The sequence below is a fragment of the Brasilonema octagenarum UFV-OR1 genome, assembly GCF_963888615.1.
Taxonomy (GTDB): Bacteria; Cyanobacteriota; Cyanobacteriia; order Cyanobacteriales; family Nostocaceae; genus Brasilonema; species Brasilonema sennae.
This window is the reverse complement of sequence record NZ_CAWPKW010000101.1, coordinates 1-11,731: the sequence shown is the minus strand read 5'-3', so window position 1 is coordinate 11,731 and position 11,731 is coordinate 1. Positions and strand designations below refer to the sequence as shown.

At 40.2% G+C, this 11,731-nt stretch carries 10 protein-coding genes and 1 pseudogene; 7 read left to right on the top strand and 4 right to left on the bottom strand.

Annotated features, from left to right (window positions below; all coding sequences use genetic code 11):
- A partial coding sequence (locus AC5590_RS07970) for a stage II sporulation protein M (protein ID WP_169268437.1) occupies positions 1–1,008 on the bottom strand: 1,008 nt, incomplete at its 3' end.
- Between the two features lie 83 nt (positions 1,009–1,091).
- Here AC5590_RS07970 and AC5590_RS07965 point away from each other — a divergent pair.
- Together AC5590_RS07965 and AC5590_RS07960 are read left to right on the top strand one after the other, a co-directional pair.
- Complete coding sequence (locus AC5590_RS07965; RefSeq protein ID WP_169268436.1) at positions 1,092–1,952, top strand: DUF975 domain-containing protein; 861 nt, start codon at positions 1,092–1,094, stop codon at positions 1,950–1,952.
- Positions 1,953–1,972: 20 nt separating this feature from the next.
- Positions 1,973–2,764 carry an RDD family protein gene (locus AC5590_RS07960; RefSeq protein ID WP_169268435.1) on the top strand — a complete coding sequence of 264 codons (792 nt, stop codon included), beginning with the start codon at positions 1,973–1,975 and terminating at the stop codon, positions 2,762–2,764.
- On the opposite strand, the gene AC5590_RS07955 is transcribed toward AC5590_RS07960, so the two are convergent.
- Positions 2,751–3,551: a DUF1868 domain-containing protein gene (locus tag AC5590_RS07955; protein ID WP_211178739.1), complete on the bottom strand. Its 801-nt coding sequence runs from the start codon at positions 3,549–3,551 to the stop codon at positions 2,751–2,753. The two genes, AC5590_RS07960 and AC5590_RS07955, sit on opposite strands and share 14 nt — an antisense overlap.
- A 345-nt stretch (positions 3,552–3,896) precedes the next feature.
- Here AC5590_RS07955 and holA point away from each other — a divergent pair, with 345 nt between their 5' ends.
- Both holA and AC5590_RS07945 read left to right on the top strand, forming a co-directional pair.
- Positions 3,897–4,883, top strand: a complete 987-nt coding sequence (gene holA, locus AC5590_RS07950; protein WP_169268434.1) for a DNA polymerase III subunit delta — start codon at positions 3,897–3,899, stop codon at positions 4,881–4,883.
- A 106-nt stretch (positions 4,884–4,989) separates the two neighbouring features.
- Positions 4,990–5,469: a DUF4168 domain-containing protein gene (locus tag AC5590_RS07945; RefSeq protein WP_169268433.1), complete on the top strand. Its 480-nt coding sequence runs from the start codon at positions 4,990–4,992 to the stop codon at positions 5,467–5,469.
- A gap of 818 nt (positions 5,470–6,287) precedes the next feature.
- On the opposite strand, the gene AC5590_RS07940 is transcribed toward AC5590_RS07945, so the two are convergent.
- Complete coding sequence (locus AC5590_RS07940) at positions 6,288–6,947, bottom strand: helix-turn-helix transcriptional regulator (RefSeq protein WP_246162798.1); 660 nt, start codon at positions 6,945–6,947, stop codon at positions 6,288–6,290.
- A gap of 531 nt (positions 6,948–7,478) precedes the next feature.
- On the bottom strand, positions 7,479–8,249 hold the full coding sequence (locus AC5590_RS07935; protein WP_169268432.1) for a hypothetical protein: 771 nt from the start codon (positions 8,247–8,249) through the stop codon (positions 7,479–7,481).
- A gap of 358 nt (positions 8,250–8,607) precedes the next feature.
- On the opposite strand from AC5590_RS07935, the pseudogene AC5590_RS07930 reads away from it, so the two are divergent.
- From AC5590_RS07930 to lpxD, 3 genes and pseudogenes are all read left to right on the top strand, one after another.
- Positions 8,608–8,862: pseudogene (locus AC5590_RS07930) on the top strand (hypothetical protein).
- A gap of 3 nt (positions 8,863–8,865) precedes the next feature.
- On the top strand, positions 8,866–10,164 hold the full coding sequence (mltA, locus tag AC5590_RS07925) for a murein transglycosylase A (protein WP_169268431.1): 1,299 nt from the start codon (positions 8,866–8,868) through the stop codon (positions 10,162–10,164).
- Between the two features lie 219 nt (positions 10,165–10,383).
- A complete protein-coding gene (gene lpxD, locus AC5590_RS07920) occupies positions 10,384–11,436 on the top strand; it encodes a UDP-3-O-(3-hydroxymyristoyl)glucosamine N-acyltransferase (protein WP_169268430.1) in 1,053 nt (350 codons plus the stop codon).
- Positions 11,437–11,731: the final 295 nt, after the last annotated feature.

The window sequence follows — 11,731 nt, the reverse complement described above, 5'->3', positions numbered from 1 at the left end:
TCTTTCCCTCTCCTTTATAAGGAGAGGGATGCCCGACAGGGCAGGGTGAGGTTCCGTTTTCAATTTACGACTACAATAAGCCACCAAAAATATAAATAATCCCATCCCTACAAGATATTTAAAAACTTCTGGAACATTAGGATTAGGAGATAAAAAGCCTTCAATAATACCAGCAATAATCAACATTGGTACAATACCAAATATTAACTGTACCGCTTGAGAACCATAGAATTTAAGTGCATCTACACGGCGATATTTACCAGGAAATAAAATAGCTCTTCCAAGTAAAAAACCTGCACCACCTGCAAAAAAGATGGCTGGTAATTCCAGGGAACCATGCGGAAAAACAAATGCCCAAAAAGGATAAGCAAGATGATTTTGACCCACCAAGGTAGCAATCGCACCAATCGATAAGCCATTAAAAACCATCAAATAGGTTGTAAAAACTCCTGCGGTGATTCCACCAGCAACAGCACCAAAGGATACGGACAGGTTGTTAATCATGATACCGGTAGATGCTAGGGGTTCAATGCCGACAATAGACCCCATCCACAATTTATGCTCGTCTCGTACCAATTTGATCAGTTTTTCTGGAACTACAATTGACAGAAAACTTGGATCTTGCCAAGCATACCACCAAGCAATGATCGCTCCTACTAAAAATAGGGCAATGGCAGTCGCTGTATATGGGAATGTCTGCTGCACTACGGCTGGTAATCCCCATTTGTAAAATTGCACTACGGCTTCCCACTCTTGTCGTCGTGAACCTTGGTAAATTTGGCTATAACCTCTATTTGTTAATAAATGTAAATTTTGTACTAAAATATTACCTAATTGTTGAGTACGAGCGCGAGCCAAATCTGCTGCTACTGAACGGTATAAACTTGCTAATTCTCTAATTTCTGCTGCTCCTAGAGACTTTAGTCCTTTTTTCTCTACCTGGCTTAATAAGGCATCCAATCGCTGCCAATTTGGTTCTCGCCGCGCGATCCATCGTTGAATATTCATGAATTTTCAGAATACTGAGTATTAACTTATCCTAAAATAGCCTCACATTTACCGCCCTACTTTACAAGAGAGACTTAGACATCATGTCATATAACATTGGTTCTCCGAGTCCGATACAACCTCTCAGTCTTGGAAATGTTGTCAGCGCAGGATTACGGTTATATCGCTCTCATTTTAAGGATTATTTTTTACTCGCTTTGAAAGCTTATGTATGGCTACTTGTTCCATTTTATGGGTGGGCAAAGTTTTATGCTTTATCAGCGCTGATTTCCCGATTAGCTTTTGGTGAATTGGTGAATCAACCTGAAAGTATTTCGTCTGGTCAGCGTTTTGTTAATTCTCGGTTAGGGCAGTTTTTTCTTACGATACTGTTGATGTTTTTTCTGATAGTGGGGATTTATATCGGTGTTGTAATTTTAGGTGGAATTTTAGGTTTTATTTTTTCTTTATTGGGAATACCATTTGACGCGATAGCTCAGCAAGGAAATGCAGGTGTATCCGTGCTCTATGTAGTGCTCGCGATTATTATAATAATAGCATTTTTATGGTTGTTAATGCGGTATTTTTTAGTGGAAGTGCCGCTTGCTATTGAGGATAATATTGATGGCAGGTCAACGATTGCTCGAAGTAAGGAGTTAACTCAAGGTTACGTCTGGCGGATTCTTTTGATTTATTTAGTTGCCTTTTTAATTACACTACCTCTTCAAATTATTGTTCAGATTCTTCCCACTATTATTCAGTTGATTTTTGCTGCTTTAGTAGAACAATATCCATTAGTTTTTAGTATTTTTAGTACTACTGTTTCTCTGTTAAATTGGATTTTAAGTTTTGCCGGTGGGCCGGTCGTTTTACCATTCTGGCAAACAATTAAAGCAGTTGTTTACTATGACCTGCGGAGTCGTCGTGAGGGATTAGGGTTGAGATTACGCGACCATGAGATTTAAACGTTAGCAAAAAAATTGCTATGCATATATTTAATCGTGTTAAATTCAACACCCCAGAAAGTGTCGAACTGGAGTTTACCCTTGCTGGGATTGGTAATCGTGCTTGGGCACTACTGATTGACTATCTCGTTTTGAGTGTGATATTGATACTGTTTCTAATTGCTTGGATAACACTTTCCATTCAACTGGCTGATTTGTGGAAATCTATTTTCCGTGATCAAGCAGGTTTTTGGTTGGTGGCGATCGCATCTCTCATTTCCTTCTCTATTTATGGAGGATATTTTGTATTTTTTGAAACACTATGGCAAGGTCAAACCCCTGGTAAACGCTTTACAAAAATTCGTGTCGTGCGAGATGATGGTAGACCTATTGGACTGCAACAAGCAACACTGCGTGCTTTACTGCGACTATTTGACGAAGTTCTGTTTATTGGAGCAATTCTTATCATGTTCAGTAACCAGGAAAAGCGTTTGGGTGATTTAGCCGCTGGCACAATTGTGATTCAAACTCAAACACCCACTACATCAAGAACTTTGACTATTTCAGAACAGGCAAAGTCGTTGAGCGAGCAATTGCTACAAATTGCCGATTTGTCAGCCATGTTACCTGATGATTTTGCCGTTATTCGGGAATATTTGTACAGACGTTCTGCAATGGCACCAAAGGCAAGAACCTCAGTAGCTCTACAATTAGCTAAGGATATTAAAGCTATTATTCACTTAGAAAATATACCAGAAGCTGTCACCCCAGATGTACTTTTAGAAGCTATTTACCTTGCATATCAAAAATTTTCAAATTTTAGTCATGACTAAAATCTAAAATTGGCCAGTCTGATTCCCGATAATAGCGCGTCATGTCGTCAAACTTCCGTAGTTCGGCACGGCTTATGCTAAATTCCAGGGAATTCTCTGCCCATTGCTGATTCAACTCAGAAAACATGTTAGCAAGATGCTCGTAGTCTAGATTGGGCGCAATTTCTCCAAAATAGCCCAATGTCACATGAGCGCTGAAGTGATAATGTTGCTCAATCCCCAACGCCATCAAGTTGGAATTTTGATAAATTGCTCGACGCAAGTTAACAATTTGCTCATAGGACGCTTCATCCTGAGGTACTAAACAAACGCCTATAGCTCTTGGCATCACCAACAGTCCCTGCATTTGCCAGCGAATGGGGTGAGTTTGCTTCTGCTTCGATTGTTGATACTGCCTAAAGATATCCGTAAAGCAAGAGCGTAGCTGTTCTTCAAATTTTGGGTTTTTTTCGCAAGCGTCATAGTAAGCACTGTCCCAAATCAAGTCCGCTAAAGTCAAATGAAAGCTTGCAGGAGGTACAAGCACGATCCAATCAGAGTTGACTCTTAGCTGTAAAAGTTCCTGTTGGTAATCCTGTAAGTGTGCGTAGAAAGTAGAGTTGTCTGTTTCTTCTTCCCTAGGTGGGGTGATCACTGTATAGCCAGGAAAAGGTGCTGCTTGCCTTCCTTGATCTGAATGCGGCTGAAATTTGGAAGATGTCTGGATATGCTGGATCTGAGTTTTGTATGCTTCGCTTAGCGTCATCCGCACTAAACGATTTAAGTAAATTTGATATTTGTCGTCCAACGTTCATATCCTCCAACTCCACGCTTATTGATTGTAGGCAAAATCACCTGCATTAAATCAGCGATTTAAAAAGTATTTAGCTTTTATGAGGTAGTAGCGCTGCGCAAAAGTCAAAAGGAGCCAGTGCGTTGGGCGGCTATGCCGACTTGTAGCACCTGGCGTTCAAAAGTATTATGGAATGGGCTTTTTAGGGATTTGAAATGGTGAACCCGAAGGGTTGCCCTATTTACGCGCCCGACGTAGTAGTAGGGTGATCAGGAAAATAAGGAACACAAAGAAATATTATAAATAATGACTACTCTGGTCTGATTGGATCTACTTTCTCTAAAAACAGTGAGGTTCCCTATGCCAGTCTACTTTTACTGGGGTGAGGATGATTTTGCGATAGAAAAGGCGATCACTCTTGTGCGCGATCGCATCTTAGATCCCCTGTGGACAAGTTTTAACTACACAGTACTACCTCCAGATTTACCTGATGCGCCGATCCAAGGATTAAATCAAGTGATGACACCACCCTTTGGCACTGGCGGACGTTTGGTATGGCTTGCCAATACTACCCTCTGCCAGCAATCCTCAGAGAATGTGTTATCAGAACTGGAGCGAACTTTGCCAGTCATCCCTGAAAATTCATATTTGTTACTCACCAGTAGTCACAAACCAGATGAACGCCTCAAATCAACCAAAATTCTGAAAAAATTCGCGGAATTCAAAGAATTTTCTTTAATTCCGCCTTGGAAGACGGAACTACTGATGCAGTCTGTCAGTCAAGCTGCTCAAACAGTAGGAGTAAAACTAACTCAATCGAGTGTAGAGATGTTGGCGGATGCTGTAGGCAATAATACACGCCTTCTCTACAGTGAGTTGGAGAAATTACGGCTTTACGCTGAAGGTAGCAATCAACCTTTGGACACAGAAGCCGTCGCTCAGTTAGTCCGAAATACCACTCAAAATAGCCTACAATTAGCCGCAACAATCAGAATAGGGGACACTGCTAGAGCCTTAGGGATATTAATTGATCTTATTAACGCTTGTGAACCTCCTTTGCGAATAGTTGCCACCTTGATTGGGCAATTTCGCACTTGGTTATGGGTCAAGCTTATGGTAGAAAGTGGTGAGCGCAATTCACAAGTTATTGCTAAAGCTGCGGAGATAGGCAACCCCAATCGCATTTACTATCTACAGAAAGAAATTCAATATGTTTCTGTACAGCAACTTATTGCTAGTTTACCTATATTGTTAGATTTAGAAGTTAGCCTCAAACAAGGAGTTTCAGAGATGTCCACACTACAGACTAAAGTCATAGAGCTTTGTCAAGTCTATCAAAGAACTTAACCAAAAAAATAAACATTTTGTTGCTTGAGTGTTTTCTGGAACTTCTCACTCATAAAATAATTCACAGTAATTAAGATATCCCGACTGTAGTTGTTGCATCAAAAAAATGAAAAGATATTACCATCATTTTTTCCGACTTAGTTTAATTCCGATAATTGCCCAATCCTTATTTCTGGGCACAGTTGTAACTGCAACTTTGGTTTCTAGTACTTTAGTTTTGAGTTCAAAAGCCGATGCTCAAGCTCCACAAGGAGTTAATTCTGGTGAACTTAAAAACTATGCCAGAGCTATGCTAAGAATGGAGCCTGAGCGTCAACAAGCCTTTGACGAAATAAAAAAAATTATGAATGCTGGAGATGTTCCAAAGATTGTTTGTAACGATAACAACAGCTTAAATGGTCTTCCTGGTAAAGCAAGAGATATTGCTGTCAATTACTGCCAACGCTATCAAAAAGTTGTTGAAGATAATGGTCTTTCAATTGATAGGTACAACACAATTACGACACAGGTTCAAGGTAATGAAGATTTAAAACGGAAGATGTACAATGAATTACTTCGGCAACAAAAAGTGCCTAAATCTCTGTAAAAAAAATCAAAAAAAATCTTGATTGTCCTGGTTAAAATGATATAAGCATTTTAGATCTTGTAACTCTTCAGAAAAGAGCAAACCTCATAGTCGATAATTTGATGTCGAACCTTTTGGTAAGAGAATTATGGTAACAGTGTGTCATACTAATGCCATTTTAAAAATACCTATTTAACGTCCACTCTTGCCGTGTCGCAGGTATACCAAGAGTCCGTAGGTTACATACAACCAAGCCTGCACGAAAGCAAGAGCGTTAGCACGTCAAGAACGTCAACAAGAGAATAAGTCATCTTGTAGTGAGAAGGAAGCTATTTTGAAATGCACAACTTGTTAGGAATTTAGTTGCAATTAGTATTTATTTTGTCAACGCACATGTTGATATACATATTTTATAAAAAATAGAAAAATGTCAGATTGAGCGTTATGCAGAAAAACAAAGCTTTTCGGATATTTCACCTTTTGGAAACCCCCAAAAACTAAGCATCTTTACTTGACTCAAAATGACATTTATGTATCAAATATCCCGTTTTTTGTAGTGAGTACATAATAAACGATTCTCATACAGTCAGAAAGTACCCTTAGGGGTACTCTTTTTATCAAGAACTATCAAACCACCAGTAAACACAAGAAAAAATTAATCTGTCACCTTTGCGATGATCGCCCCTTCAAGATAAACATAGCCTATGGCTTACACCACGACTGAGTTAAACAGCTAGCAAAGCAGTGTCTTGTGAAGGAAATACCTGTAAAAGCCAAAATAAAAAACGCTTTGAATCTCCTAATTTTATTTTTATATATAATTCTTTTATTGAAAAAGCTTAATCTTCACAATTTAAAAATGCTTGTCGCTTTGCATGAATATTTCTCATGTGCTTTTTCACTGTATTCATAGAAATGTAAAGTTGCTCAGCAATTTCTTTATAGCTAAGTTTTCTTCTATAAAGATACCAAATCTCTGCTTCTCGTGGTGTTAATTTGTATTTAGCTACTTCTAAAATTGCAAGATTTTTTAATGATTCATATTTGTTTTCCATACTCACTAATAGATAAGAACTATTACACTTTTCTAAATTAAGCCATCTAACACGAACAGAAAAAACTTTTGACTTATCTACTACAATCTCATGAGATATAATCATCGTTTTTTTGGCTATAATACTACGGTTTTCCAATAAAGTCTCGCAAAGACACCAGATAGCAGGTGGAATACAATTTGAGTTGGAACTGTCTTGATTAATTTCAGAAACGATACTACAAGCAGATGTATTTGCATGAATCAGTTCGCCTGTCTCGTTTAAAAGTAAAATACCGTCTTGTAAGCCTTCAATAACTTCTTGGAAAAAATAAGCTCGCTGAGAATCATGCAACTCTATATTATCTAACAGTTGTCGTTGAAATGTTTTTTCTCTAGGTCTACGTGAGATTGTTCTTGTGGTGATCATGGGACATACTTTATTATTCACAACACTATTCTTCATTTAGTCGTCTTTTGATGTTGAAAATATGTACCTTAATTGTCTGCATAATATTGCAGAACAATGACACATAAAAATGCAAATGAGTGTGTCATAAAGAACATGGCACACATGAGAGTGAATTTTCAGAAGTTTTTATAGCCTTCTTAACAACTTAATATTGAATACACCTGTTAAAGACTCTATTTCGGATATAAATTTTGTAAGTGTAAATTAATTTCTTTATATTCTAATTGTTATAAAAGCGTTGCTTTTTTTAGACTCTAGGGAGAGTATTTTAAGCAATACCATAATATAAAAAATTAAGCAATAGCATTAGAATTTGCTTATTGATAATCTGCCTTCATGGTACAAGCCCCCGGATTCATGAGCCACTGCACAGGCGGGAGTTAAGCGATTTGTAAGCGCAAGGCGCACGTCCAAAGGGCATAGCAGCGTATCCGCAAGAGTTAGCATGTGGCGTGGGATCAATTCCATTATCCAAAATCTAATATCCAAAATTGTCTGACGCAAGCTTTTGTGTTTAACAGCTTATCAAGCAAATAATTTAAATCTTGCTAGGTGGGTTTCAATGGCTTGAGGCAAGATTTTACTGAGTTCTTTAGTGTCTCGAAATTGCAAAATTTGTGATGCTGGTAAGTCAAAAGGAAACTGCCCTGCTATATCTGAGCGCTCCATTTGGGCTAGTAGAATTTGCTCTGAGCGCTTACTTTGAATAGCATAACCAATTTCAACACAGACATATGGGCTAGGAAGCAGTAGATCCGTTTCTTTACCATCAACTTTAGTAATAGGTGTCGTGTCAGCAATAAACAACAAACTTCTATGAATTTTTCGCATTATTGTTCGGCTGAGTCGTACAGAACCTTCCTTGGGACGGAAAGACTCTACCAAAGATAGAGGTAAACGCGAGCGCAAGTTTAAAATTTCCAAACTCTGAAGTAGTCCTTCTCGTAAAGCCTCACTTGCAACTGAATACTCAGTTTGATAGCACAAAAAAATTGTGGGTTCTAACTGCGCTAACACAGCCTGCTTGGTGAAATATATTTCGTGACTTATCAAGTCAATATTAGCGACACAATAACCACCACTACCTTCAACATAAAATTCAACGTTTTCTCCTTCTAGATAGCGCCCGAACCATAGGGATTTTCTGACTTCCTGACTCTCTTCCAAGAAGTCCGCTCTTAGCCCTGATTTCAGCAGGCTTTTCTTACTGAGGCGAATATCCGGCGGACGTTTTTCCAGTTCTGGAATCGGCTCATAATTCTCTAGATACCATGCTCTAAGAGCAATTATTGACATAAGACGCTATTCAATGGTGTCTCTTTTTATTTAACTTTGTACAAGCTTACACCCAGATGCCTTCTGAAGAAATACGCTTAACAGGGAACAACAGAAGTCGGCACCGGTGGGAAGCTTCTAAATAACAACAACACCCAAACTTCTACTACATGAGTTATTTCCTCTTATTGTTAATTATAGCTAGGCGGGAACTGTTAGTGGGATAACAATCGTCAAAAGCTACAAGGACAAGGAAATGAAGCAGTAGGAGAATGGAACAATTTCTTACCCTTGTGCTTGTGCCTGTCCCTCTTTCTCTTCCCATTTGAGGGCTGCGTGGTTAACAATCAATTAAATGTGTTCCAAATGATTTAACGTGATGCCCAAAACACCAAATCGTACACCGTATACCTTCTACTGGAAAATGCTCACCGTGAAAAAACCCGTTTTCCAACAATTCAAAAATTTTAGAAGTGGTATGGTGGCGAACCTGTGCCGAAGTCTGCTTCTAATGACAATATCCGGGTACCAATCAAAAATATTTAGTCCTGAGTACATGATCGTGCGTCTGTCTCGGATTGTGGCTATTCGGGTAAAACCCATTTTTTGCTCTAGTGTGGAAAGATTTACCTAAATCATGAGAAAAACGCTTACTTTATTTTTCTTGAGTCTAGGAGTTGCTCTTTTTATTCCACTTTGCTCAGTTTTTGCTCAGGTTCCTGACTTATCACCGATACCAATACCAGTCCCAAGCCAACCTGAGACTTTGCCAGTGCCAGTGCCAGTGCCAGTGCCAGTGCCAGTACCCAAACCCACTCAATTTAGACACCTTATATCAGCATTAACGCCTGTAAATGTGGCGAGAATCTGTAGCTCTTCATACAATTGCTTGGGTTGGGATGAGCAAATTTGGGGTGAAAATGGCAAAGCAGGCGATAGCAAGGCACTCTTAGCAGCAATAGATAACAGCTTGTCTTACTTAACAACTAATAAGGCTGCAACAATTTATCGAAATTATCCGATTCGAGGGATTACCCTTGATCGCGTCCGACGTAGTTTGCTGCGTTTCCGCCAGCTGGTTGTTAGCTATGATTCACCAGCACAACTGCAAGCTGCTATTCGTCAGGAGTTTGTCTTTTACCAATCTTCTGGAAATGATCACAATGGTAACGTGAGGTTTACTGCTTATTACGAGCCTGTATATACCGCGAGTCGCGTACGGACACCAGTCTATCAGTATCCCATTTATCGACGACCATACGACTTTGAGAGATGGGCGAAGCCACATCCAAAACGGGTTGATTTAGAAGGAAAAGATGCTTTACTCGGCGATAGAAGCCGCTTACGTGGTTTGGAGTTATTTTGGTTTGCCAATCGCTTTGATGCGTACATGATTCAAATTCAAGGTTCTGCCCAACTCACGTTAACTGATGGTACGACAACATCTGTGGGTTATGGAGGTGCAACAGATTACCCGTGGACAAGCATCGGGCGAGAACTGGCGAAAGATGGCAAACTTCCCTTGAGTGGTTTAACATTACCAGTTATGACTCAGTATTTTCAGCAGAACCCAAACCAGATGGATATTTATCTGCCGCGCTGGAAACGCTTCGTCTTCTTCCAGGAAACTGGTGGTGCACCTGCAACAGGAAGTATCCGCGTCCCTGTCACAGCAGAACGTTCTATTGCAACTGATAAATCTGTTATGCCTCCAGGAGCACTAGCGCTTATTAACACCAGTGTGCCTTTTCCCACTGAAGGTGGACAGCTTGCGTATCGTACTGTAAGCCGCTACGTGCTTGATCAAGATACAGGAAGCGCTATTAAAGGACCAGGACGAGTTGATTATTTTATGGGAACTGGCAAATTAGCTGGCGATCGCGCTGGTGTCACTGGCGGCAATGGTAAGCTGTATTATTTATTGTTGAAGCAATAACTCTGGCAACTTTATCAATCTTTTCTTCTAAGGTAATTTGTCAAGCTAATACTACCTGTAAATATAGTTGTAGGGTGTTTTGAAGCGCAGATGCATGCAGATGTACACAGATAATGTATTTGTGTTTATCTGTATGCATCTTACAAAGTGGCAGGCTGAAGGTTCACTACCTGCAAAGAACATAATCCTAATCAAAAGCAACAATTATTTTACATAACCATGAAATTCAGTAAAATTGTAGAAAAACTTGGTGATAGCGGCTCCTGCAATAGCTTCTGTTTCGACAAAGAAAATGACCCAGAAATTACAGGGGTTACACCAGTTGATGAAGCGACAACGGGTACTCTCAGCTACATCGAAGGAGCAAAATTTGCTTCTATGGTTAGCAAGACGAGTGCTAGTGCTTTAATTTTACCTGCAGATGAAACATTACAGGCGCAAGCACAAGAACGGAGTATTGTTTGGATTGCAACGCCAGAACCACGATTGTTATTTGCCAAAGCGATCGCATTATTTTATAAACCCTGGCGTCCAACTCCAGAAATTCATCCCACTGCAGTTATTCACCCCACAGCAAAAATTGGGCAACAAGTGTATGTCGGTGCTCATGTTGTGATTCAGCAGGGAGTAGAAATTGGCGATGATGTGTGCATTCATCCTAATGTGGTGATTTATCCAGATGCTAAGATAGGCGATCGCACAACCTTACACGCCAATTGCACCATCCACGAACGGACTCGGATTGGTGCAGATTGTATGATTCACAGTGGTGCTGTCATTGGTTCAGAAGGCTTTGGCTTTGTTCCCAGTTCCACTGGTTGGGTAAAAATGGAACAATCCGGCTGCACTGTTTTAGAAGATCATGTAGAAGTGGGCTGTAATAGCGCGATTGACCGCCCAGCCGTAGGAGAAACACGGATAGGTCGCCATACTATAATTGATAATTTGGTCCAAATAGGTCACGGTTGCCAAGTTGGTACTAGATGTGCTATCGCAGGTCAAGTTGGTATAGCCGGAGGTGTGAAAGTTGGCAATGGTGTTATCTTAGCTGGACAGGTTGGAATTGCCAATCAGGTGAAGATTGGGGATAGGGCGATCGCATCTGCAAAAACTGGAATTCATAATGATATCGCACCAGGTGAAATTGTTTCTGGAAGTCCATCTTTGCCGCACAAACAGTACTTGAAGGTGTCAGCTATTCTCGCTCGCTTACCGGAGATGTATCAAACGCTGAAACAGTTACAGCGTCAGATTAATAATGGTAATGGTTAGGGGAGCATCCCAAATGTGCAAATTGCCCGCACTTCGTGCCGCTTCGCTAACAGACTGGAAGTCTGGGGCTACACAAACAAAGCCTGCCTCCGCAGGCTCTAATTAGTCCGCGCAGGCGGACTTCGCTTGTGTAGCCGCGATTTCTAATCGCCAGGTATTTTTGCAAAATTGGGATGCTCCCATGGTTAGTGGCTGCTGAAATACACATTTACTCAATCTCTTTTATCCCGCGTTGATTTCACCTCACCCTCGCTTTTAGCTGCGCTAAAATCTTTCCCTCTCCTTACTAAGGAGA